The 23,310-nt window shown below is 63.6% G+C and carries 25 protein-coding genes; 16 read left to right on the top strand and 9 right to left on the bottom strand.

Going from position 1 to position 23,310, the window contains the following annotated elements:
- Window positions 1-239: 239 nt before the first annotated feature.
- From lptB to AC2T4A_RS29015, 5 genes are read right to left on the bottom strand one after another with little or no spacing between them, the layout of a single operon-like run.
- Window positions 240-965, bottom strand: coding sequence for an LPS export ABC transporter ATP-binding protein (gene lptB / locus AC2T4A_RS29035; RefSeq protein ID WP_037009811.1), 726 nt, complete (start codon window positions 963-965; stop codon window positions 240-242).
- Window positions 965-1,501, bottom strand: coding sequence for a lipopolysaccharide transport periplasmic protein LptA (lptA, locus tag AC2T4A_RS29030; protein ID WP_486742392.1), 537 nt, complete (start codon window positions 1,499-1,501; stop codon window positions 965-967). Before lptA ends, lptB begins: the two co-directional genes overlap by 1 nt.
- Window positions 1,488-2,060 (bottom strand): LPS export ABC transporter periplasmic protein LptC, encoded by a 573-nt coding sequence (gene lptC, locus AC2T4A_RS29025; RefSeq protein ID WP_486742391.1) that lies wholly within the window; start codon window positions 2,058-2,060, stop codon window positions 1,488-1,490. The genes lptA and lptC overlap by 14 nt, the downstream gene beginning before the upstream one ends.
- An 8-nt stretch (window positions 2,061-2,068) precedes the next feature.
- Window positions 2,069-2,593 (bottom strand): KdsC family phosphatase, encoded by a 525-nt coding sequence (locus AC2T4A_RS29020; RefSeq protein ID WP_416744847.1) that lies wholly within the window; start codon window positions 2,591-2,593, stop codon window positions 2,069-2,071.
- Window positions 2,594-3,568 carry a KpsF/GutQ family sugar-phosphate isomerase gene (locus AC2T4A_RS29015; RefSeq protein ID WP_416744848.1) on the bottom strand — a complete coding sequence of 325 codons (975 nt, stop codon included), beginning with the start codon at window positions 3,566-3,568 and terminating at the stop codon, window positions 2,594-2,596.
- Window positions 3,569-3,806: 238 nt separating this feature from the next.
- On the opposite strand from AC2T4A_RS29015, the gene AC2T4A_RS29010 reads away from it, so the two are divergent.
- The 10 genes from AC2T4A_RS29010 (at window position 3,807) to hisC (ending at window position 11,636) form a co-directional block, all read left to right on the top strand.
- A complete protein-coding gene (locus AC2T4A_RS29010; protein WP_416744849.1) occupies window positions 3,807-4,616 on the top strand; it encodes an ATP-binding cassette domain-containing protein in 810 nt (269 codons plus the stop codon).
- Window positions 4,616-5,413, top strand: a complete 798-nt coding sequence (gene mlaE, locus AC2T4A_RS29005) for a lipid asymmetry maintenance ABC transporter permease subunit MlaE (protein WP_169941676.1) — start codon at window positions 4,616-4,618, stop codon at window positions 5,411-5,413. The genes AC2T4A_RS29010 and mlaE overlap by 1 nt, the downstream gene beginning before the upstream one ends.
- Window positions 5,413-5,886 (top strand): outer membrane lipid asymmetry maintenance protein MlaD, encoded by a 474-nt coding sequence (mlaD, locus tag AC2T4A_RS29000; RefSeq protein WP_045209590.1) that lies wholly within the window; start codon window positions 5,413-5,415, stop codon window positions 5,884-5,886. The genes mlaE and mlaD overlap by 1 nt, the downstream gene beginning before the upstream one ends.
- A gap of 11 nt (window positions 5,887-5,897) precedes the next feature.
- Window positions 5,898-6,545, top strand: coding sequence for a Tgt2/MlaC family protein (locus AC2T4A_RS28995; RefSeq protein ID WP_416744850.1), 648 nt, complete (start codon window positions 5,898-5,900; stop codon window positions 6,543-6,545).
- Complete coding sequence (locus AC2T4A_RS28990) at window positions 6,542-6,850, top strand: STAS domain-containing protein (protein ID WP_416744851.1); 309 nt, start codon at window positions 6,542-6,544, stop codon at window positions 6,848-6,850. Before AC2T4A_RS28995 ends, AC2T4A_RS28990 begins: the two co-directional genes overlap by 4 nt.
- Before the next feature lie 110 nt (window positions 6,851-6,960).
- A complete protein-coding gene (locus AC2T4A_RS28985; RefSeq protein WP_017518139.1) occupies window positions 6,961-7,200 on the top strand; it encodes a BolA family protein in 240 nt (79 codons plus the stop codon).
- A gap of 19 nt (window positions 7,201-7,219) precedes the next feature.
- Complete coding sequence (gene murA, locus AC2T4A_RS28980; RefSeq protein ID WP_416744852.1) at window positions 7,220-8,488, top strand: UDP-N-acetylglucosamine 1-carboxyvinyltransferase; 1,269 nt, start codon at window positions 7,220-7,222, stop codon at window positions 8,486-8,488.
- A gap of 14 nt (window positions 8,489-8,502) precedes the next feature.
- The gene (hisG, locus tag AC2T4A_RS28975; protein WP_416744853.1) at window positions 8,503-9,138 is read left to right on the top strand and encodes an ATP phosphoribosyltransferase; all 636 of its coding nucleotides are present in this window, start codon (window positions 8,503-8,505) and stop codon (window positions 9,136-9,138) included.
- Between the two features lie 122 nt (window positions 9,139-9,260).
- Entirely contained in the window at window positions 9,261-10,577 is a 1,317-nt protein-coding gene (gene hisD / locus AC2T4A_RS28970) for a histidinol dehydrogenase (RefSeq protein WP_416744854.1), read from the top strand.
- A 3-nt stretch (window positions 10,578-10,580) separates the two neighbouring features.
- On the top strand, window positions 10,581-11,636 hold the full coding sequence (hisC, locus tag AC2T4A_RS28965; protein WP_478377289.1) for a histidinol-phosphate transaminase: 1,056 nt from the start codon (window positions 10,581-10,583) through the stop codon (window positions 11,634-11,636).
- A 69-nt stretch (window positions 11,637-11,705) separates the two neighbouring features.
- Here hisC and algW read toward each other — a convergent pair whose 3' ends face one another.
- Entirely contained in the window at window positions 11,706-12,854 is a 1,149-nt protein-coding gene (algW, locus tag AC2T4A_RS28960) for a Do family serine endopeptidase AlgW (protein WP_218435693.1), read from the bottom strand.
- A gap of 113 nt (window positions 12,855-12,967) precedes the next feature.
- Here algW and AC2T4A_RS28955 point away from each other — a divergent pair, with 113 nt between their 5' ends.
- The gene (locus AC2T4A_RS28955) at window positions 12,968-13,726 is read left to right on the top strand and encodes a Nif3-like dinuclear metal center hexameric protein (RefSeq protein WP_416744856.1); all 759 of its coding nucleotides are present in this window, start codon (window positions 12,968-12,970) and stop codon (window positions 13,724-13,726) included.
- Between the two features lie 189 nt (window positions 13,727-13,915).
- On the opposite strand, the gene mltB is transcribed toward AC2T4A_RS28955, so the two are convergent.
- On the bottom strand, window positions 13,916-15,013 hold the full coding sequence (mltB, locus tag AC2T4A_RS28950) for a lytic murein transglycosylase B (RefSeq protein WP_486742390.1): 1,098 nt from the start codon (window positions 15,011-15,013) through the stop codon (window positions 13,916-13,918).
- Window positions 15,014-15,348: 335 nt separating this feature from the next.
- Here mltB and cysD point away from each other — a divergent pair, with 335 nt between their 5' ends.
- Both cysD and cysN read left to right on the top strand, forming a co-directional pair.
- Window positions 15,349-16,266, top strand: a complete 918-nt coding sequence (cysD, locus tag AC2T4A_RS28945; RefSeq protein ID WP_236174420.1) for a sulfate adenylyltransferase subunit CysD — start codon at window positions 15,349-15,351, stop codon at window positions 16,264-16,266.
- A gap of 12 nt (window positions 16,267-16,278) precedes the next feature.
- Window positions 16,279-18,180, top strand: coding sequence for a sulfate adenylyltransferase subunit CysN (cysN, locus tag AC2T4A_RS28940; RefSeq protein ID WP_416744858.1), 1,902 nt, complete (start codon window positions 16,279-16,281; stop codon window positions 18,178-18,180).
- Window positions 18,181-18,374: 194 nt separating this feature from the next.
- Here the strand turns inward: cysN and AC2T4A_RS28935 are convergent, their stop codons facing one another.
- Window positions 18,375-18,815 carry a Z-ring associated ZapG family protein gene (locus AC2T4A_RS28935; RefSeq protein ID WP_045209602.1) on the bottom strand — a complete coding sequence of 147 codons (441 nt, stop codon included), beginning with the start codon at window positions 18,813-18,815 and terminating at the stop codon, window positions 18,375-18,377.
- Between the two features lie 139 nt (window positions 18,816-18,954).
- On the opposite strand from AC2T4A_RS28935, the gene AC2T4A_RS28930 reads away from it, so the two are divergent.
- The 3 genes from AC2T4A_RS28930 (at window position 18,955) to zapE (ending at window position 22,171) form a co-directional block, all read left to right on the top strand.
- Window positions 18,955-19,581 (top strand): alpha/beta hydrolase, encoded by a 627-nt coding sequence (locus AC2T4A_RS28930; protein ID WP_486742389.1) that lies wholly within the window; start codon window positions 18,955-18,957, stop codon window positions 19,579-19,581.
- A 60-nt stretch (window positions 19,582-19,641) separates the two neighbouring features.
- A complete protein-coding gene (locus AC2T4A_RS28925) occupies window positions 19,642-20,982 on the top strand; it encodes a tryptophan--tRNA ligase (protein WP_416744861.1) in 1,341 nt (446 codons plus the stop codon).
- A gap of 94 nt (window positions 20,983-21,076) precedes the next feature.
- Window positions 21,077-22,171: a cell division protein ZapE gene (gene zapE, locus AC2T4A_RS28920; RefSeq protein WP_416744862.1), complete on the top strand. Its 1,095-nt coding sequence runs from the start codon at window positions 21,077-21,079 to the stop codon at window positions 22,169-22,171.
- 141 nt (window positions 22,172-22,312) lie between these two features.
- Here zapE and AC2T4A_RS28915 read toward each other — a convergent pair whose 3' ends face one another.
- Window positions 22,313-23,278, bottom strand: coding sequence for a hypothetical protein (locus AC2T4A_RS28915; RefSeq protein ID WP_478377284.1), 966 nt, complete (start codon window positions 23,276-23,278; stop codon window positions 22,313-22,315).
- Window positions 23,279-23,310 lie beyond the last annotated feature (32 nt).

The following is a 23,310-nucleotide window of genomic DNA, read 5'->3' as shown; positions in this document are numbered from 1 at the left end:
CTTGTTCGCTGGCGCGAAGCGCGCCATATCCACGACTACGGACACCGGGGTGCCGCGAGGAAGCAAATTATATGCCTGAGTTTGGACGCTTTGCCTAGGGGCTGTCGACCTTTCGTTACAACCCGGTTGCGCCCGGGCAGGACAGGCAGCCGAATGCATCGCGGAACGGCCGACGAGCCGCGCCACGCGCAGGGAAGAGGTGGAGCTGCCACGCCCTGGGAAGGGCGCGGCGCAGGGCCTTAGAGGCGGAACTCGTGGCCCAGGTAGACTTCCTTCACCAGGTCGTTGGCGAGGATGCTCTCGGCGCTGCCTTCGGCGATCAGTTGGCCGTCGTTGACGATATACGCCGTTTCGCAGATATCCAGGGTCTCGCGGACGTTGTGGTCGGTGATCAGCACACCGATGCCCTTGGCCTTGAGGTGATGGATGATCTGCTTGATGTCCCCCACGGAAATGGGGTCAACGCCGGCGAAGGGTTCGTCCAGCAGGATGAACTTCGGCGAACTGGCCAGGGCGCGGGCGATTTCTACGCGGCGACGCTCACCGCCGGACAGACTCATGCCAAGGTTGTCGCGGATGTGGTGGATGTGGAACTCCTCGAGCAGGCCCTCCAGGGCTTCCTGGCGGCCGGCGCGATCGAGGTCGCTGCGGGTTTCCAGGATGGCACCGATGTTGTCCGCCACCGACAGCTTGCGGAAGATCGAGGCTTCCTGCGGCAGGTAGCCGATGCCGGCGCGCGCGCGGCCGTGCATGGGCAGGTGGGTGACGTCCTGCTCGTCGATGCGCACCACGCCCTGATCGGCGCGAACCAGGCCGACGATCATGTAGAAGCAGGTGGTCTTGCCCGCTCCGTTGGGGCCGAGCAGGCCGACGATCTGCCCGCTCTCGATGCTCATGCTGACGTCGCGGACGACTTGCCGGCTCTTGTAGCTCTTGGCGAGGTGCTGGGCGGTTAGCGTAGCCATTACTGCGCTTGATCCTGCTTTTTCTTGGGCTGGATGACCATGTCGATACGCGGGCGCGGCGTGGTCACCTGGGAGCCGGTGGCACGGCCTGCGTTGACGATCTGGCGCTGGGTGTCGTAGACGATCTTTTCGCCTTCGAAGGTGTTGCCTTCCTGGATTACCTTGGCCTGGTCGATCAGTACGACGCGGTTCTGCGTGACGAAGTACTGGATCGTCAAGCCGTAGGCCTGGGTGATCTGCTTGTCCGGCGCCGGCTTCTGTTCGAAGTAGGCGGGCTTGCCGACCGAGGTTACGACCTCGATCTCGCCGTCCTTGTTCTGCTTGAGCGTAACGGTGTTGCCAGTCAGCTTCATGCTGCCCTGGGTTACCACCACGTCGCCGCGATAGACAGCAACGCCCTGCTTGTCATCCAGTTCGGCGCTGTCGGCCTGGACACGGATCGGCTGTTCCCGGTCGGTGGGAAGAGCCCAGGCGGCAGCGCTGCCAATGGCGGCGGCGAGGCTGAAAAGAAGGGGGAGGGTGTTAACGAGCCTCATGCTGACCTCTTACGTTGGACAGCAGGAGCATCCGGCTGTCTTTCAGATACGCCTTCATGCCAACTGCCGTGGTCACACCGTTGGGTTCGGTGATCTTCACGGGCTGGTCAGTCTGCGCATAGTCCTTGTCTGGGAACACCGTCATGCGCGAGGTGTTGAGCAGGAGCGTGCGTTGCTGCGCGTCGGTGCGCGCAACACGCACGTCATCGATCAGCTCGACCTGCTTGCCTTCGGGGGCCACTTCGGCGCGAACGCTCTGGACATGCCACGGCTGAGGCTCGTTCTCCCGGTGGAAGAAGAGGTCGGGCGTGGTGACCAGGGTCACGTCGGTTGCTTTCAGGTGTTCGAGTTTGTCGGCGGTCATCTCGTAGGCGAGGGAACCGTCGAGGCGGTATTGAACGCTCTTGGCATTCACCACATAGAAGTCGATCGCGTCGCTGGTCTGCGACTTGAGTTGCCGCTCGTTGAAGTCCAGGCGCACGTTCCAGTAATAGCCGAGGGCGATCAGCAGGATGGTGATCAGGGCGAGCAACAGCTTCTGTTGGAAAGTCTTGGGCATGTTCGGCTCTAGAGGTACGCGTTCTGGGCAGCTTCGAGGTTGCCCTGGGCGCGCAGGATCAGTTCGCAGAACTCGCGGGCGGCACCTTCGCCGCCACGGGCCTGGGTCACACCGTCGGCATGCTGGCGCACGAAGGCGTCGCCGCTGGAGACCGCCATGCCCAATCCGGCACGGCGAATGGCCGGCAGATCGGGCAGATCGTCACCCAGGTACGCGACTTCTTCATAGCCTAGACCCAGTTCGGCAAGCAACTCGTCCAGGGCGACCAGCTTGTCCTCGCGGCCCTGGAACAGGTGGTTGATGCCCAGGTTCTTCGCCCGGCGCTCGACCACCGGGCTCGAGCGGCCGGTGATGATCGCGGTGCGCACGCCCGTGGCCATGAGCATCTTGATGCCTTGGCCGTCGAGGGTGTTGAAGGTCTTGAACTCGCCGCCGTCAGGCAGGAAGTAGAGCTTGCCGTCGGTGAGCACGCCGTCTACGTCGAATACCGCCAGGCGGACCGCTTTCGCGCGTTGCAGCAGGTCGGCAGTCATTCAGATGACTCCCGCACGGGTCAGGTCGTGGACATGGAGGACGCCGACCGGGTGGTCCTTGTCGTCGACCACGACCAGTACGTTGATCTTGTGGTCGTCCATGATCTTCAGGGCTTCGGCGGCGAGCATGTCCGGGCGGGCAGTCTTGCCGTGCACGGTCATGACCTGGTCGATGCTCACCTGGCGCACGTCCAGGCCCTTGTCCAGGGTGCGGCGCAGGTCGCCGTCGGTGAAGACGCCGGCCAGCTTGCCGTCGTCTCCGAGGATGACGGTCATGCCCAGGCCCTTGCGGGTCATTTCCAGCAGCGCGCCGCTGAGCGACGTGCCGGGGGAAACCTGCGGCAATGCTTCACCCACGTGCATGATGTTTTCCACTTTCAGCAACAATCGACGGCCCAGTGCGCCGCCCGGATGCGAGAAAGCGAAGTCCTCGGCGGTGAAGCCGCGGGCTTCCAGCAGGGCGATGGCGAGCGCATCACCGATCACCAGGGAAACCGTGGTGGAGGAGGTCGGCGCGAGGTTCAGCGAGCAGGCTTCGTGCTCGACGCTGGCGTCCAGGTTGACCGCGGCGGCCTTGGCCAGCGGCGACTCGGCGTTGCCGGTCATGCTGATCAGGGTAATGCCCAGGCGCTTGATCAGCGGCAGCAGGGTGACGATTTCCGCGGTGGAGCCGGAATTGGACAGGGCCAGGACGACGTCGTCCTTGGTGATCATGCCCATGTCGCCGTGGCTGGCCTCGGCTGGATGTACGAAGAAGGACGGCGTGCCGGTGCTGGCCAGGGTGGCGGCGATCTTGCGGGCGATATGGCCGGATTTGCCCATGCCGACCACGACGACGCGGCCCTTGCAGTCGAGCAGCAGCTCGCAGGCCAGGGAAAAATCGGCGCCGATGCGCGGCAGCAGGGCGTCCACCGAGTCACGCTCGAGGCGGATGGTGCGCTGTGCCGACTGGATGAAATCGTGTTTCTGGCTCATGTTCGAAAGGCGCGGGGCAAAATGAAGTGCGAGATTATAACGGGAAAGCGGCAAAGGCTTCATCACTGGCATCTCAATGTTGAGCGCATTTTGCTGAACTGGTCCTTAACGACGGCTTAGCAGCCCTTGGGGCGCGGCTTCGCGGGGTGTTATAGTTCGCGGCCGTTCGGCCTGCCGCGCCGTGTTTCTGCCGTATGACAGACGGGGCAACGGACAGCGCCGTGATGAAAGGAGTTCTATGAGCACCAATGACCAATACGCGGTCGAGCTGAAGGGCCTGAGCTTCAAGCGTGGCACGCGTAAGATTTTCGATAACGTGGACATCCGCATTCCACGCGGCAAGGTCACCGGGATCATGGGGCCCTCGGGATGTGGCAAGACCACCCTGTTGCGACTGATCGCCGCCCAACTGCGCCCGGCGAGCGGCGAAGTGTGGGTCAACGGCCAGAATCTCCCGTCGCTGGGTCGCAGCGATCTGTTCGACATGCGCAAGCAGTTTGGCGTGCTGTTCCAGAGCGGGGCGCTGTTCACCGACCTCGATGTCTTCGAGAACGTCGCCTTCCCGCTGCGGGTGCATACCGAGCTGCCGGAAGACATGATTCGTGACATCGTCCTGATGAAGCTGCAGGCCGTGGGCCTGCGCGGAGCGGTGGAACTGATGCCGGACGAGCTGTCCGGCGGCATGAAGCGCCGCGTGGCGCTGGCCCGCGCCATTGCGTTGGATCCGCAGATCCTGATGTATGACGAGCCCTTCGTGGGCCAGGACCCGATCGCCATGGGCGTGCTGGTGCGCCTGATCCGTCTGCTCAACGATGCCCTGGGGATCACCTCCATCGTGGTGTCTCACGATCTGGCGGAAACCGCGAGCATCGCCGACTACATCTATATCGTCGGTGACGGTCGCGTGCTCGGTCACGGAACGCCGGCGGACCTGAAGGGTCTCGATGATCCGCGGGTGCGCCAGTTCATGAAGGGCATTCCTGATGGTCCGGTGCCGTTCCACTATCCTGCTCGCGATTACCGCGCCGACCTGCTGGGAGAACGTTGATGCGCAAGACTTCATCGCTCGAGCGAGTTCGCCTGCTCGGGCGCGCGGGGCTCGATGTCCTCGAGTCGCTGGGCCGCTCGGGCCTGTTTCTGGTGCATGCCATCTTCGGCCGCCGCGTACACAGCGGCGCCTTCCAGTTGCTGGTCAAGCAGCTATATTCGGTGGGTGTGCTGTCCCTGGCGATCATCGTTGTCTCCGGCCTGTTCATCGGCATGGTGCTGGCCCTGCAGGGCTACAACATCCTGGCGAGCTATGGTTCGGAGCAGGCGGTCGGCCAGATGGTCGCACTGACGCTGCTGCGTGAGCTGGGGCCGGTGGTGACCGGTCTGTTGTTCGCTGGTCGTGCCGGCTCCGCGCTGACCGCCGAGATCGGCAACATGAAATCCACCGAGCAGTTGTCCAGCCTGGAGATGATCGGTGTCGATCCGCTCAAGTACATCATCGCTCCGCGCCTGTGGGCCGGCTTCATTTCGATGCCGCTGCTGGCGGCTATCTTCAGTGTTGTCGGCATCTGGGGTGGAGCCCTGGTCGCCGTGGACTGGTTGGGTGTGTATGACGGTTCGTACTGGTCGAACATGCAGAACAGCGTGCAGTTCACCAAGGACATTCTCAATGGCGTGATCAAGAGTGTGGTGTTCGCCTTCGTCGTGACCTGGATCGCCGTGTTCCAGGGCTATGACTGTGAACCCACCTCCGAAGGGATCAGCCGCGCCACCACCCGTACCGTTGTGTATGCCTCCCTGGCAGTGCTGGGGCTGGACTTCATCCTGACCGCCTTGATGTTTGGAGACTTCTGATGCAAACCCGCACCCTGGAAATCGGTGTAGGCCTGTTCATTCTGGCCGGCCTGCTGGCCCTGCTGCTGCTGGCCCTGCGTGTCAGCGGACTGACCATCGGCAATTCGGGCGATACCTACAAGCTGTACGCCTATTTCGACAACATCGCCGGCGTCACCGTGCGCGGCAAGGTCACCATGGCGGGTGTCACCATCGGCAAGGTCACTGCGGTGGACCTGGACCATGACAGCTATCGTGGTCGTGTGACCATGGAGATCAATCGCCAGGTCAACAACCTGCCGGACGACTCTACCGCCTCCATCCTGACCGCCGGCCTGCTGGGCGAGAAGTACATCGGCATCAGTGTCGGTGGCGATGAAGAGCTGCTGAAGGAAGGCGATACCATCAAGGACACCCAGTCGGCACTCGTGCTGGAAGACCTGATCGGCAAGTTCCTGCTGAATTCGGTCAACAAAGACGACTCGAAGAAATGAGGACTCACTCCATGTTGAAAACCTTGCGCCGTGGCTTCCTGGTTCTGCTTGCGATCCTGCCGCTGTTTGCCCAGGCCGAGCAGACCGCTCAGCAGGTCGTGCAGCAGACCGTCGACAGCCTGCTGTCGGACCTGAAAACCAACAAGGCCAGCTACAAGGCCAATCCCCAGGCGTTCTACGACACCCTGAACCGCATCCTCGGCCCCGTGGTGGACTCCGAGGGCATCGCCAAGGGCGTGATGACCGTCAAATACTCCCGCCAGGCCTCGCCGGAACAGGTCAAGCGCTTCGAGGAAACCTTCAAGAACAGCCTGTTCCAGTTCTACGGCAATGCGCTGCTGGAGTACGACAACCAGGACATCCGCGTGCTGAACACCGGCAAGCAGGAGCAGGATCGCGCTTCGGTGAACATGGAAGTGGTCGGCGGCAACGGCGCCGTCTATCCGGTGCAGTACACCATGGTCAACCAGGGCGGCAACTGGCGCCTGCGTAACGTGATCATCAACGGCATCAACATCGGCAAGCTGTTCCGTGACCAGTTCGCTGATTCCATGCAGAAGAACCGCAACGACCTGGAGGCCACCATTGCTGGTTGGGGTCAGGTAGTCGCCAAGGCCAAGGACGCTGCCAAGGGCCAGCCGGAAGGCGGCGCAGAATGAATCAGGGCAGTATCACGGAGCGCGTCGAGGGCGAACTGGCCCTCTCCGGCGTGCTGGACTACAGCTCCGGCCCCGCACTGCGTCAGCAGGGCGCCCGGCTGATCGCCGCGAGCAAGGCCAGTGCGCTGCACCTGGATTGCTCGGCGGTGGAGCGCTCCAGCAGCGTCGGATTGTCGCTGCTGCTGTCGTATACCCGTGATGCGCGCAAGGCCGGCAAGACGCTGCAGATTTCCGGCCTGCCCAAGGACATGCAGGAAATCGCCAAGGTTGGCGAGCTCCTGGAGATCCTGCCGTTACAGCATTGAAACACTAAGAAGGCCCTCCGTCCGCGACTTCCCCTGCCGGGGTTCGCAGGCGGGGGGCTTTTTTGTATCATGGCCGACCCGCGCGCGTAGGGCGCCGAACGAGGTTGAGCATGCAGGCCGTAGAAGTCAAAAACTTCCTGGAATCGAAACTCCCAGGTACCCAGATCGAAGTGGAAGGCGAAGGCTGCAATTTTCAGCTGAACCTGATCAGCGACGAGCTCGCCGGTCTGAGCCCGGTCAAGCGCCAGCAACAGATCTATGCCCACCTGAACGAGTGGATCGCCTCGGGCGCCATCCATGCCGTCACCATGAAATTCTTCAGCCGCGCCGCCTGGGCCGAGCGTTCCTGAGCCCACGGGGAAATTAGCAATGGATAAACTGATCATTACCGGCGGCACTCGTCTCGATGGCGAGATCCGCATCTCCGGCGCGAAGAACTCGGCGCTGCCGATCCTCGCCGCCACCCTGCTGGCGGACACCCCGGTGACCGTCTGCAACCTGCCGCACCTGCACGACATCACCACCATGATCGAGCTTTTCGGTCGCATGGGCGTGCAGCCGATCATCGACGAGAAACTCAACGTCGAAGTCGACGCCAGCACCATCAAGACCCTGGTCGCGCCGTACGAGTTGGTGAAGACCATGCGTGCGTCGATCCTCGTGCTCGGCCCGATGGTTGCCCGCTTCGGTGAGGCCGAAGTCGCGCTGCCCGGCGGCTGTGCCATTGGTTCGCGTCCGGTGGACCTGCACATTCGCGGCCTCGAGGCCATGGGTGCGCAGATTACCGTTGAAGGCGGTTACATCAAGGCCAAGGCCCCGGCCGGCGGCCTGCTCGGCGCGCATTTCTTCTTCGATACCGTCAGCGTGACCGGTACCGAGAACATCATGATGGCCGCAGCCCTTGCCAATGGCCGCTCCGTGCTGGAAAACGCCGCGCGTGAGCCCGAGGTCGTCGACCTGGCGAACTTCATCAACGCCATGGGCGGTGATGTGCAGGGCGCTGGCACCGACACCATCGTGATCAACGGTGTAAAAAGTCTGGGTGGCGGCGCCAAGTACAACGTCATGCCCGACCGCATCGAGACCGGTACCTACCTGGTCGCCGCTGCGGCCACTGGTGGCCGCGTCAAGCTCAAGGACACCGATCCGACCATCCTCGAAGCGGTCCTGGCCAAGCTGGTCGAGGCCGGTGCGCACATCACCACCGGCAACAACTGGATCGAGCTGGACATGAAGGGCAACCGGCCGAAGGCGGTGAATATCCGCACTGCGCCGTACCCGGCATTCCCGACCGACATGCAGGCACAGTTCATCTCCCTGAACGCCATCGCCGAAGGCACCGGCGCGGTCATCGAGACCGTGTTCGAGAACCGCTTCATGCACGTCTACGAGATGAACCGCATGGGCGCGCAGATCCTGGTCGAAGGCAATACCGCCATTGTTACCGGCGTTCCGCAGCTCAAGGGCGCACCGGTCATGGCGACCGACCTGCGCGCTTCCGCCAGCCTGGTGATCGCCGCTCTGGTGGCCGATGGCGATACCATGATCGACCGCATCTACCACATCGACCGTGGTTACGAGTGCATCGAAGAGAAACTGCAACTGCTCGGGGCGAAGATTCGCCGCGTGCCGGGCTAAGGCAGAACCAGACAATGCTGACGATTGCCCTGTCCAAGGGCCGTATCCTCGACGACACCCTGCCGCTGCTTGCAGCGGCGGGCATCGTGCCGACCGAGAATCCGGACAAGAGCCGCAAGCTGATCATCCCCACCACCCTCGATGATGTGCGCCTGCTGATCGTGCGCGCCACCGACGTGCCGACCTATGTCGAGCACGGTGCCGCCGACCTTGGTGTCGCGGGCAAGGACGTGCTCATGGAGTACGGTGGCCAGGGTCTCTACGAGCCGCTGGACCTGAAGATAGCCAACTGCAAGCTGATGACCGCTGGTGCGGTCGGCGCGCCGGAGCCCAAGGGCCGCCTGCGCGTGGCCACCAAGTTCGTCAACGTCGCCAAGCGCTACTACGCCGAGCAGGGCCGCCAGGTCGACGTGATCAAGCTCTACGGCTCCATGGAGCTGGCGCCGCTGGTCGGCCTCGCCGACAAGATCATCGACGTGGTCGACACCGGCAACACCCTGCGTGCGAACGGCCTGGAGCCCCAGGAACTGATCGCGCACATCAGCTCGCGCCTGGTCGTGAACAAAGCCTCGATGAAGATGCAGCACGCTCGCATCCAGGCCCTGATCGACACCCTGCGCGACGCCGTCGAAGCTCGACACCGTCACTGATACCCACCGCGACTCCGGTCGCGGCAGCCTATCCGTGTCATAGCCAAATTTTCTCGGGTGCCCGCACGGAAGGCTTGATAGTCTTGCGGCGCCCGAGATCATGCCAATTAAAGAGGCCAGCTATGACCGCACCCTTCGCTATCCGTCGACTCAACGCCGCCGATCCGGACTTCGCGCGTCATCTGGACCATCTGCTCTCCTGGGAAAGCGTGTCCGACGAGTCGGTGAACCAGCGTGTCCTGGACATCATCGCCGATGTGCGCAAGCGCGGTGATGCCGCCGTGGTGGAGTTCACCCAGCGCTTCGACGGCGTCGACGCCAAGACCATGGCCGACCTGATCCTGCCGCGCGAGCGTCTGGAACTGGCCCTGACCCGCATCACCCCGGCCCAGCGCGAGGCGCTGGAAACGGCCGCCGAACGCGTGCGCAGCTACCACGAGAAGCAGAAGCAGGACTCCTGGCGTTACACCGAAGCCGATGGCACCGTGCTCGGCCAGCAGGTCACCCCGCTGGATCGCGCCGGCCTGTACGTGCCCGGCGGCAAGGCGTCCTATCCGTCTTCCGTGCTGATGAACGCCATTCCGGCCAAGGTCGCCGGTGTCGCCGAAGTGGTGATGGTGGTGCCGACTCCGCGTGGCGAGATCAACGAAATCGTCCTGGCCGCTGCCTGTATCGCCGGCGTCGACCGCGTCTTCACCATCGGTGGTGCCCAGGCCGTAGCCGCGCTGGCTTATGGCACCGAGAGCGTGCCGCAGGTGGACAAGATCGTCGGCCCGGGCAACATCTACGTCGCCACCGCCAAGCGCCACGTGTTCGGCCAGGTCGGCATCGACATGATCGCCGGCCCTTCGGAAATCCTCGTGGTCTGCGATGGCGGCACCGATCCGGACTGGATCGCCATGGACCTGTTCTCCCAGGCCGAGCATGACGAGGATGCCCAGTCGATCCTGGTCAGCCCGGACGCGGCTTTCCTCGACAAAGTCGCCGCCAGCATCGAGAAGCTGCTGCCGACCATGGAGCGCGCCGAGATCATCCGTACTTCGCTGACCAACCGTGGCGCGCTGATCCTCGTCGCCGACCAGGAACAGGCCTGCCAGGTCGCCAACCGCATCGCCCCTGAACACTTGGAGCTGTCGGTGGCCGACCCGGAAAGCTGGCTGCCGAAGATCCGCCACGCCGGCGCCATCTTCATGGGCCGCTATACCGCCGAGGCGCTGGGCGACTATTGCGCGGGGCCGAACCACGTGCTGCCGACTTCCGGTACTGCGCGCTTCTCCTCGCCGCTGGGCGTATACGATTTCCAGAAGCGTTCCTCGATCATCTTCTGCTCCGCGCCGGGCGCTTCCGAGCTGGGCAAGACCGCTTCGATCCTGGCCCGCGGCGAGTCGCTGACCGCCCACGCGCGCAGTGCCGAATTCCGCATCCTTGACGGTGAGTAACCGATGAGCAAATTCTGGAGTCCCTTCGTCAAGGAACTGGTGCCCTACGTTCCGGGCGAGCAGCCGAAGCTGGCCAAGCTGGTCAAGCTGAACACCAACGAGAACCCCTACGGCCCGTCGCCGAAGGTGGTCGCCGCGATCCAGGCCGAGCTGAACGACACGCTGCGCCTGTATCCGGACCCGAACGCCGATCGCCTGAAGCAGACCATCGCCCAGTACCACGGCGTTAAAACCTCCCAGGTCTTCGTCGGCAACGGTTCGGACGAAGTCCTGGCCCATGCCTTCCACGCGCTGTTCCAGCACGGCAAGCCGCTGCTGTTCCCCGACGTGACCTATAGCTTCTATCCGGTCTACTGCGGCCTCTACGGCATCGACTTCGAAGCGCTGCCGCTGGACGAGCAGTTCCAGATCCGCGTCGAGGATTACGCGCGCCCGAACGGCGGCATCATCTTCCCCAACCCCAATGCGCCCACCGGTTGCCTGCTGCCGCTCGATGCCATCGAGCGCCTGCTGCAAGCCAGCCCGGACAGCGTGGTGCTGGTGGACGAGGCCTACGTTGACTTCGGCGGCGAGACCGCGATCTCCCTGGTCAACCGCTACCCGAACCTGCTGGTGGCGCAGACCCTGTCCAAGTCACGTTCCCTGGCGGGCCTGCGGGTCGGCTTCGCGATTGGTCATGAAGACCTGATCGAAGCGCTGGAGCGGGTGAAGAACAGCTTCAACTCCTACCCGCTGGACCGTCTGGCCCTGGCCGGTGCGGTGGCGTCGTTCGAGGATCAGGCGTACTTCGAGCAGACCTGCAACGCGGTTATCCACAGCCGCGAGAAGCTGGTGGCCGAGCTCAAGACCCTGGGCTTCGACGTACTGCCGTCGGCGGCGAACTTCATCTTCGCTCGCCACCCGCAGCGTGACGGCGCCGAACTGGCCGCCGCCCTGCGCGAAGAAGGCGTCATCGTGCGCCACTTCAAGCAGCAGCGGATCAACCAGTTCCTGCGCATCAGCATCGGCACCGAGGAGCAGAATCAGGCTCTGCTGGATGCCTTGCGCATGAAGCTGTAAGGCTATCGCTGCAAAAGAAAACGGCGCCTTCGGGCGCCGTTTTTCATTGCTCTGGAAAAGAGGGCGGCATCAGTTGCCATTAGGGGCGGGCGGCGGGCGCAGACCGACTTCGGCGTTGAGCGTCACCGGCTTGCCGTTGCGCAGCACTTCGATGGTGATCTTCTCGCCCGGCTTGGTGCGCGCGACCTGGTTCATCGAGCGGCGACCGTCGCTGGCGGCTTCGCCATCGATGTTCAGGATGATGTCGCCGGGCAGCAGGCCGGCCTTGGCAGCGGGGCCGTCGCGGTAGACGCCGGCGACGACGATGCCGGCCTTGTCCTTGAGGTCGAAGGATTCGGCCAGTTCCGGGGTCAGCGGCTGCACTTCGACGCCGAGCCAGCCACGGATCACCTGGCCGTGCTCGATGATCGACTGCATGACTTCCAGCGCCAGCTTGGTCGGAATGGCGAAGCCGATGCCCTGGGAGCCGCCGGACTTGGAGAAGATCGCGGTGTTGATGCCAATCAGGTTGCCGTTGGCGTCCACCAGCGCGCCGCCGGAGTTGCCTGGGTTGATCGCCGCGTCGGTCTGGATGAAGTCTTCGTAGGTGTTCAGGCCCAGCTGGTTGCGGCCGGTGGCGCTGATGATGCCCATGGTGACGGTCTGGCCGACGCCGAAGGGGTTGCCGATGGCCAGGCAGACGTCGCCGGTGCGGATGCCGTCGGAGCGGCCGAGCATGATCGAGGGCAGGTCCTTGAGGTCGATCTTCAGCACCGCGAGGTCGGTCTCGGGGTCGCTGCCCACCAGGCGGGCAATGGTCTCGCGGCCGTCACGCAGGGCCACGACGATCTGGTCCGCGCCGGAGGTTACGTGGTTATTGGTCAGCAGGTAGCCTTCGGGGCTCATGATCACCGCCGAACCCAGGCTCGACTCCATGCGTTTCTGCTGCGGCAGGTTATCGCCGAAGAAGCGCCGGAACAGTGGATCATCGAGCATCGAGTTGTTCGGCTTGCTGACCATCTTGGTGGTGTACAGGTTGGCCACGGCGGGCGACGAGCGTGTCACGGCATCGGCGTAGCTGACCGGGCCCTGTTGCAGGCGGCTGAGCAATGGCGCTTGTTGCAGATGCACTTCCTGCTGCGGAAGGCCGACCCATTGCGGGTTATGCTGGATGATCAGAAGAGCCAATAGCACGCCAACCAGCACGGGCCAGCCGAGGAAACGCAGGGCCTTCAGCATCGAAGAAAATCCTTGGGGTTGCTTGGCCGGGGGATGGCCGATAGGGTGGCGGCCATTATACGGGCGGCGAGCCAAGAAAATAGACGCTCGCAGCCGATGTTGGAGGAATTTCGATGGCTATCGCACTGAGCACGCTGGTCGAGGAAGCCGACCGTTTCCTGGACGCCGCGAAGATTCAGGATTACTGCCCCAACGGCCTGCAGGTTGAGGGCCGCCCGCAGGTGCGCCGTATCGTTTCCGGTGTCACCGCCAGCCAGGCGCTGCTGGATGCGGCCGTGGAAGCGGACGCCGATGTGGTGCTGGTCCACCACGGCTATTTCTGGAAGGGCGAGGATGCCCGCGTGGTGGGCATGAAGCAACGCCGCCTGAAGACCCTGCTGAGCCATGACATCAGCCTGCTGGCCTACCACCTGCCGCTGGACCTGCATCCCGAGGTGGGCAACAACGTGCAGCTCGGTCGCCAGCTTGGTTTCGAGATCGAAGGGCCGCTGGAACCGGGCAACCCCCGCTCCATCGTGCTGGTCGGCTCGCTGGCCGAGCCCATGCTGCCCAGCGATCTCGCAATCCATGTGCGTGACGTGCTTGGCCGCGAACCGCTGCTGGTCGATGGCGGCCAGCCAATCCGCCGCATTGCGTGGTGCACCGGCGGCGCTCAGGGCTATATCGACCAGGCGATTGCCGCTGGTGTCGATGCCTACCTGACTGGCGAAGTCTCCGAGCAGACCGTGCACAGCGCGCGGGAGAACGGCATCAGCTTTATCGCCGCCGGCCACCACGCCACCGAGCGCTACGGCGTGCAGGCGCTGGGAGACTACCTGGCCAAGCGCTTCGCCATCGAGCATCTGTTCATCGATTGCCCGAACCCGGCCTGATGGCGTTCAGACCCAGCGCCAGGTCTTGCAGGGATGGCTGTAGGAGCGAGCTTGCTCGCGAACCCACCCTGGGCTGAGATGGCAGGAAACCTCGTTCGCTGCAAGGTGGCTGCTGCTCGATCATCCTGCCGCATCCGGAAACAGGCATGAAAAAAGCCGGCTCAATGAGCCGGCTTTTTTGTACGTGCCTCAGCGGTAGCCGTGGCGCTGGCGGTCCACCGCCTTGCCCAGCTCCCACACTGCCATGGCGTAGTGGGTACTGTGGTTGTAACGGGTGATTACGTAGAAGTTCGGCAGGCCGTACCAGTACTGGTAGGTGTTGCCCATGTCCAGGCGCAGCAGGCTGGCGGTCTGGTGATTGCCCAGCGAACCCTGCGGGCGCAGGCCGGCGGCGGATAGCGCGCTGATCGAGTATTGGGTCTTGAAGCCGTCTTCCAGTGAGCGGGCCTGGCCGATGGCCGGGATCGCCACCGCGTCGCCGGTGACCCAGCCGTGTTGCTTGAAGTAGTTGGCCACGCTGCCGATGGCATCGCGCGGGTTCCACAGGTCGCGGTGGCCGTCGCCGTCGAAGTCCACTGCGAACTGGGTGAAAGAGGAGGGCATGAACTGTCCGTAACCCATGGCGCCGGCATAGGAGCCCCGCATTTCCAGGGGATTGTCGCCTTCGTTGCGCGCCTGCAGGAGGAACTGCTCCAGTTCGCCACTGAAGAACTCGGCGCGACGCGGGTAGGAGAACGACAGGGTGGCCAGTGCGTCGATGATCCGCGTCTTGCCCATCACGCGGCCCCAGCGGGTTTCCACGCCGATGATGCCGACGATGATTTCCGGCGGCACACCGTAGGTGCGCGAGGCGCGCTGCAGGTCGGCTTCGTATTCGTTCCAGAACTGCACACCCTTCTGCACGTTATCCGGGGTGATGAACTTCTTCCGGTAGCGCAGCCAGGCACCGTTCGGGCCGCTGGGCGGCGTGTAGGTCGGCGCCTGGCGGTCCATGAGGCGGATCACCCAGTCCAGCTCCTGCGTCTGGGCAAACAGGTCATGCAGATCCTGCCGATTGAAGCCGTGCTTGCTCACCATCATGTCGATGAAGCGATTGGCGTTGGCGTTGTTCGCGTAATCGCCGCGCAGCGGGGTGATCGGCTGTACCGAGCCGAACGCCGGGTGGGCGTTGGGGGTGATCAGGGTCGGTGCCTTCGGCTTCTGGGCCGGTTGTGGAGCGGGAGTCGGTTTGCTGCTGCACGCGGAGACGAGGACGAGCAAAGGCAGGGCGAAAACGATGCGGCGCATGGGAGATCTTCTGGGGCAGGAAAACGTGCCGCTATGCTAGCGCAGTGCCGGCCGTGCACAAGCCGGGAGCGCCTCAAGGACGCTGCTGACTCTGTTGCAGGAAAAGTCTCGAGGATATTTCCGAGATGGCGTTTGGGGCCTTGGGGCGTCTCGTTCGAGCGTCCCGGAGTAGCCTTTCAGATGCTGTCCGCAGCCGGCTTTCGCACTGAGCGCGTATGGCTATATCGGTATATTTTTTCGGTATAACCCGCTCCCCGGTTAGAGCCTTGCGCTGTGATAGAGTGCGCGCTCGTCTACGGCCCGCCGGCCGTCCATAAGCAATTCCGTGAGTAGCCATGGTCGACAAACTGACGCATCTGAAACAGCTGGAGGCCGAGAGCATCCACATCATCCGCGAGGTCGCCGCCGAGTTCGACAACCCGGTGATGCTGTACTCGATCGGTAAGGACAGCGCGGTGATGCTTCACCTCGCGCGTAAAGCCTTCTTCCCCGGCAAGCTGCCTTTCCCGGTGATGCATGTCGACACCCGCTGGAAATTCCAGGAGATGTACCGCTTCCGCGAGAAGATGGTCAGCGAATACGGCCTGGACCTGATCACCCACATCAACCCCGATGGCGTGGCGCAGGACATCAACCCGTTCACCCACGGCAGCGCCAAGCACACCGACATCATGAAGACCGAAGGCCTCAAACAGGCCCTCGACAAGTACGGTTTCGATGCCGCTTTCGGTGGCGCCCGCCGCGACGAAGAGAAGTCCCGCGCCAAGGAGCGCGTCTACTCCTTCCGTGACAGCAAGCACCGCTGGGACCCGAAGAACCAGCGTCCGGAACTGTGGAACGTCTACAACGGCAAGGTGAAGAAGGGCGAGTCGATCCGTGTCTTCCCGCTGTCGAACTGGACCGAGCTGGACATCTGGCAATACATCTACCTGGAACAGATCCCGATCGTGCCGCTGTACTTCGCCGAAGAGCGCGAAGTCATCGAGATGAACGGCGCGCTGATCATGATCGATGACGAGCGCATCCTCGAGCACCTCACGCCCGAGCAGAAGGCCAGTATCCAGAAGAAGATGGTGCGTTTCCGCACCCTGGGCTGCTACCCGCTGACCGGCGCGGTAGAGTCCACCGCTACTTCGCTGCCGGAAATCATCCAGGAAATGCTGCTGACGCGGACTTCCGAACGCCAGGGCCGGGTCATCGACCACGACGCCGCCGGTTCGATGGAAGAAAAGAAACGTCAGGGCTACTTCTAAGGTTCTCGCACCATGTCGCATCAATCCGATCTGATCAGCGAGGACATCCTCGCCTACCTGGCCCAGCACGAGCGCAAGGAACTCCTGCGCTTCCTCACCTGCGGCAACGTCGACGACGGCAAGAGCACCCTGATCGGGCGCCTGCTGCACGACTCCAAGATGATCTACGAGGACCACCTCGAGGCCATCACCAAGGATTCCAAGAAAGTCGGTACCACCGGCGACGACGTCGACCTGGCGCTGCTAGTGGATGGCCTGCAGGCCGAGCGTGAGCAGGGCATCACCATCGACGTGGCGTACCGCTACTTCAGCACCTCCAAGCGCAAATTCATCATCGCCGACACCCCCGGCCATGAGCAGTACACCCGCAACATGGCCACCGGCGCGTCCACCTGCGATCTGGCCATCATCCTGATCGACGCCCGCTACGGCGTGCAGACCCAGACCCGCCGGCACAGCTTCATTGCCTCGCTGCTGGGCATCAAGCACATCGTCGTCGCCATCAACAAGATGGACCTCAAGGGCTTCGATGAGGGCGTCTTCGAGCAGATCAAGGCCGACTACCTGCAGTTCGCCGAGAAGATCAACCTCAAGACCAACTCCCTGCACTTCGTGCCGATGTCGGCGCTGAAGGGCGACAACGTGGTCAACAAGTCCGAGCGCTCGCCGTGGTACACCGGCCAGTCGCTGATGGAAATTCTCGAGACCGTGGAAGTCGCGGGCGACCGCAACCTCGACGACATGCGCTTCCCGGTGCAGTACGTCAACCGTCCGAACCTGAACTTCCGCGGCTTCGCCGGCACCCTGGCGAGCGGCATCGTGCGCAAGGGTGACGAAGTCGTGGCCCTGCCGTCGGGCAAGGGCAGCAAGGTCAAGTCCATCGTCACCTTCGAGGGCGAGTTGGAGCAGGCCGGCCCGGGCCAGGCCGTCACCCTGACCCTGGAAGACGAGATCGACGTCTCCCGCGGCGACATGCTGGTGCATGCCGACAACCGTCCGCAGGTGACCGACGGCTTCGATGCCATGCTGGTGTGGATGGCTGAAGAGCCGATGCTGCCGGGCAAGAAGTACGACATCAAGCGTGCCACCAGCTATGTGCCGGGCTCGATTCCGAGCATCACCCACAAGGTGGACGTGAACACCCTGGAAGAGACCGCCGCCAGCGAACTCAAGCTCAACGAGATCGCCCGCGTGAAGGTCAGCCTGGATGCTCCGATTGCGCTGGACGGCTACGAACAGAATCGCACCACTGGTGCCTTCATCGTGGTCGACCGCCTGACCAACGGCACCGTCGGTGCCGGCATGATCATCGCCGCTCCGCAATCGAGCCATGGCACCGCCGTACACCACGGTGCAAATGCCCATGTAGCTCGGGAGGAGCGCGCAGCACGATTCGGCCAGCAACCGGCCACCGTACTGTTCAGCGGGCTTTCCGGGGCGGGCAAGAGCACCCTGGCCTACGCGGTGGAGCGCAAGCTGTTCGACATGGGCCGTGCGGTCTATGTGCTGGACGGCCAGAACCTGCGTCATGACCTGAACAAGGGCTTGCCGCAGGACCGCGCCGGTCGCACCGAGAACTGGCTGCGCACCGCCCATGTGGCCAGGCAGTTCAACGAGGCTGGCCTGATCAGCCTGTGTGCCTTCGTGGCCCCTAGCGCCGAAGGTCGTGAGCGCGCCAAATCGCTGATTGGCGCCGAGCGCCTGGTCACCGTGTACGTCCAGGCCTCCCCGCAGGTTTGCCGTGAACGCGACCCGCAGGGCTTGTACGCCGCCGGTCAGGACAACATCCCGGGCGAGTCCTTCCCGTTCGACGTGCCGCTGGATGCCGATTTGGTGATCGACACCCAGAGCCAGTCGGTGGAAGAGGGCGTCAAGGCAGTCCTCGACCTGCTTCGCCAGCGCGGCGCGATCTGATCGCACAGCGCTGAAAAGAAAAAGCCCCGCCTAGGCGGGGCTTTTCTTTTGATCTTTGTAGGAGCGAGCTTGCTCGCGAACCATGCCTCGGCGATTGAGCGTTCAGCGGTTCGCGAGCAAGCTCGCTCCTATGGGTCGCGCATTTGCGCGGACATGAAAGAGCCCCGCTATTGCGGGGCTTCTGGGGACAGGGCTCAATACTTGCTTTTCAGCCCGTAGGTCTCGTCCAGCGTGCCCGGGCCGTCGCCGGTCTTGGGCGCGTAGTCGCGCGGCGCTTCGTTGTTCGCCGGCGGAGTCAGGCGCTCGCGGCGCTCTGGGTATTCGTCGGCATGCAGGGCAGCCAGCAGGCGCTGCTTGGTCTGCTCGTCCAGGGCCAGGCGCTCGGCGCCTTCGGACAGGTGTTCCTGCACATCCTGATAGCTCTGGGTGAGCTTTTTCATCAGGCTGGCGGAGGTGCTGAAGTGGGTCACCACTTCGCGCTGGTAGCTATCGAAACGATCCTGCATGTCGTCCACCTGACGCTGCAGCTTGTTGGGCGCGGCGTTGGGCAGCAGACGGGCGATCAGAAAGCCGATGCCGACCCCGACGATCAGGGCGAGTAGCGGCAGCAACCAGGTGGTGAGGGACTGTTCCACGCGAATCCTTCCTCTATAGACGGCTTTGCTTTACGTTAGCGGCTTGCACCTGTGCTTGTATACCGTGGCGAACGCTTCGCCGCCTGCGCAGGTATTGAGCTAGACGAGACGACCCGCCACGGGGTCACGGAGCTGTTGTTTGACCACCCGCGAAATCCCCCTGTTCCTCGATGGTCCCGAAGGCCAGCTGGAAGCCCTGCACCTCGCCGCGCCTGATGCGAAAGGCGTCGCGCTGATCTGTCATCCGCACCCGCTGTTTGCCGGCACCATGCAGAACAAAGTGGTCGCCACCCTGCAGCGCGCCGCACGGGATGCAGGATACGCCACCCTGCGTTTCAATTTTCGTGGCGTGGGTCAGAGCGCCGGCAGTTATGCCGAAGGCCGTGGCGAGATCGACGACGCGCTGGCCGCCGCGCGCTGGCTTGCCGGGCAGCATCCGGGACTGCCGCTGACGCTGATGGGCTTTTCCTTCGGTTCCTGCGTGGCCGGCAATGCTGCCCAGCGCCTGGAAGAGGAGGGCGCGGCGCTGGCGCAACTGTTCATGCTGGCGCCGCCAGTGGAGCGCTTCGATGTCGAGTTGCCTGAGCGCTGCCCGCTCACGGTGATTCAGCCGGAGGCAGATGAAGTGGTGACGCCTGAGCGCGTCTACGCCTGGAGCGCCGAGCTGACCAAGCCCCACGAACTGATCCGCATCCCCGAGTGCAGTCATTTCTTCCACGGCAAGCTGATCGAGCTCAAGGACCTGATTCAGGCCCGGCTCGCCTAGGCCGCCAAGCCGCGTTACCATCCGGCCCGCCATTTCATTTGTGTTGATTCCTGGATTCCCATGACGACCCGTATCCTGACCGGCATCACCACCACCGGTACTCCGCACCTGGGCAACTACGCCGGCGCCATCCGCCCGGCCATCGTCGCCAGCCGCGATCCGCAGGCAGATTCCTTCTACTTCCTGGCCGACTACCACGCGCTGATCAAATGTGATGATCCGACGCGCATCCAGCGTTCACGCCTGGAAATCGCCGCCACCTGGCTGGCCTGCGGCCTGGATGCGGACAAGGCGACTTTCTATCGCCAGTCCGATATTCCCGAAATCCCCGAATTGACCTGGCTGCTCACCTGCGTCAGCGCCAAGGGCCTGCTCAACCGCGCCCACGCCTACAAGGCTTCGGTGGATAAGAATGTCGAGGCCGGCGAAGACCCGGATGCCGGCGTCACCATGGGCCTGTACAGCTACCCGGTGCTGATGGCCGCGGACATCCTGATGTTCAACGCCCACAAGGTGCCGGTCGGCCGCGACCAGATCCAGCACGTGGAAATGGCCCGCGACATCGGCCAGCGCTTCAACCACCTGTTCGGCAACGGCAAGGAGCTGTTCACCCTGCCGGAAGTGGTGATCGAGGAAGACGTGGCGACCCTGCCGGGCCTGGACGGTCGCAAGATGTCCAAGAGCTACGACAACACCATTCCGCTGTTCGGCACTGCCAAGCAGCTCAAGGACGCTGTCGCGCGCATCGTCACTGACTCCCGTGCGCCGGGCGAGCCGAAAGATCCAGATAACTCGCACCTGTTCACCCTCTATCAGGCCTTCTCCACCCACGAGCAACAGGCCGCGTTCCGCGCTGAACTGCTCGGTGGCCTGGCTTGGGGCGAAGCCAAGCAGCGCCTGTTCGATCTGCTCGACAACGAGCTGGGCGAGGCCCGCGAGCGCTACCACGCGCTGATCACCCGCCCGGCTGACCTGGAGGACATCCTCCTGGCCGGTGCCGCCAAGGCTCGCCGCATCGCCACTCCGTTCCTCGGCGAACTGCGCGAGGCCGTCGGTCTGCGGTCGTTCCGCGAGCAGGTGCAGGTGGCCAGCGAAGGCAAGAAAAAGGCGGCTAAGGCTGCGCGTTTCGTCAGCTTCCGCGAGGACGACGGCTTCCGCTTCCGCCTGCTGGACGCCGCCGGTGAGCAACTGCTGCTTTCCATCGCCTTCGCCGATGGCAAGGCTGCCGGCCAGGTGACCAAGCGCCTGCAGTCCGAGGAGCTGGACCTGCACGCCGAGCTGAACACCTTCAGCGTGCGCCTGGATGGCGAAGCCGTGGCGTACAGCCCGGAGTTCTCCACCGACGCGGAGCGCGACGCTGCCATGCAGCGTCTGCACGAGGCTCTCGCTCCGCAGGAGTGAGGTGCAGCAGGCCGGTCCGACTACCGGCCAATTGCCAAGAAACGGGGGCGCCGCTAAAGTGTGCGCCCCCGTTTTCGTTGCCTTGCTACCGATCATGACGCCTCTTCAGCGCTACCAGGAAGACCTCAAACGCCCCGACTTCTTCCACGACGCCGCGCAAGCGAACGCCGTGAAGCATCTGCAACGCCTCTACGACGACCTGGTCGCCGCTGATAAAGGCAAGACTGGCCTGTTCGGCAAGCTGCTGGGCAAGAAGACCCAGGAGCCGGTGAAGGGCCTGTACTTCTGGGGCGGCGTCGGCCGTGGCAAGACCTACCTGGTGGATACCTTCTTCGAGGCGCTGCCCTTCAAGCAGAAGATGCGCACGCACTTCCACCGCTTCATGAAGCGCGTCCACGAGGAAATGAAGACCCTCAAGGGCGAGAAGAACCCGCTGACCATCATCGGCAAGCGTTTCGCCGACGAGGCCCGGGTGATCTGCTTCGACGAGTTCTTCGTCTCCGACATCACCGACGCGATGATCCTCGCGACCCTGCTGGAAGAACTGTTCAAGAACGGCGTCAGCCTGGTGGCAACCTCCAACATCGTGCCGGACGGCCTGTACAAGGACGGCCTGCAGCGCGCCCGCTTCCTGCCGGCCATCGCCCTGGTCAAGCAGCACACCGAAGTGGTCAACGTCGACAGCGGCGTGGACTATCGCCTGCGCGCCCTGGAACAGGCCGAGCTGTACCACTGGCCGCTGTCCGAGCAGGCCGAGCAGGCCATGACCCGCGACTTCAAGGCGCTGACCCCGGAGTGTGCCGCTGCCACCCGCGATGACGCGCTGATGATCGAGAACCGCGAAATCCGCGCGCGCATCACCTGCGATGACGTGGCCTGGTTCGAGTTCCGCGAGCTGTGCGACGGCCCGCGCAGCCAGAACGATTACATCGAGCTGGCGAAGATCTTCCACGCCATCCTGATCTCCAATGTCGAGCAGATGGGCGTGACCAAGGACGATATGGCTCGCCGTTTCATCAACCTGGTGGACGAGTTCTACGACCGCAACGTCAAGCTGATCCTCTCCGCCGAGGTCGAGCTCAAAGACCTGTACACCGGCGGCCGCCTGGAGTTCGAGTTCCAGCGCACCCTGAGCCGTCTGCTGGAAATGCAGTCCCACGAATACCTGAGCCGCCCACACCGTCCCTGACGGTTCGGCGAATAAAAAAGGCTGCCCTCGGGCAGCCTTTTTCGTTCTGGTTCTTTGTAGGAGCGAGCTTGCTCGCGAATCTTTTGTCGGCGGCTCAATAGCTGGGCGGTTCGCGAGCAAGCTCGCTCCTACAGGAGAGCATCAGCGCTGCGCCATCTCCTGCTGCGCCTTCTTCAGCAATTGCTGGGCGTGGGCAATTTCCAGCGCCTCCATAGCGTTGATCGGCTTGATTGCCACTGCTTTCTTCAGCTGCTCCAGCGCTTTCTGCTCTTCATCTTCGCCGTACACGTAGGCCAGCGCATTGGCGTATTCGTAGTGGCCGATGGGCAGGTCGTCGGCGGCGCGGAAGGAGCGGGCGAAGTACTGCTCCATCTTGTCCGCGCTCACCCCGTAGGTCATCTTGCCTACCAGCTTGCCGACCTTGCGGATCACGCCGGCTTCATAGCCGCCGTAGAGCGCCAGGGCAAAGGGCTGGTTCGGCTGCTTGGCCAGCAGGGCGTCCAGCTCCTTGGGGATCTCGCTGGTATAGCCGCGCTTGAGCACCACCGGCACCGGCAGGTCTTCGGCCAGGCGCGCCTTGGCGTAGGCGCGGCCGAATTGGGCAATGGGGTCGGCGTTGAGCAACGGGCCGGCGTCGTCGGTGTAGCTGATCACTTCTTCCAGCAGGCGCTGCTTCTCCTCCTGGTTCGGCGCGAGGAACATGGCGTAGAGCACCTGGGCGAACATGCCGGGCACTTGTCCGCCGACGCCCAGCGCCAGGCCGTCCTTCTTGGCCTGGGCGAAGTCGCCGCGAAACACCTTGCGCCACACGTCCTGCAGCTTCTCAGCGTAGACCTGCGCCTCTTCCGGCTTGCCGCTGAAGCCGGTGCCGGCTGCGACCGTCTTCTTGAGAGCTTCGGGATGCTTCGTGGCCATGGTGACCACCCAGTCCGCATCGGGGAAGGGATAGTTGGTGCCGAAGCCGCGGGTCAGGCGCGGCCAGGCCTCGCGCAACTTGTCGCCGCTGTAATCGAAGGCGCTCTGGTCGTAGGGGAAGGGTTTCCAGCTGTCGTCCGCCACAGCGTTGAGGCTGAAGACGGTCAGGAGGGCAAGCAGAAAGCGGCGCATGGCGATATCCCGTGAAGTTCTTGTTGTCGGAA

The sequence above is a fragment of the Pseudomonas sp. PVC-3-1 genome, from assembly GCF_057444315.1.
Note: the sequence above shows the minus strand (reverse complement) of the source record. Positions and strands in the feature narration are given on the sequence as shown.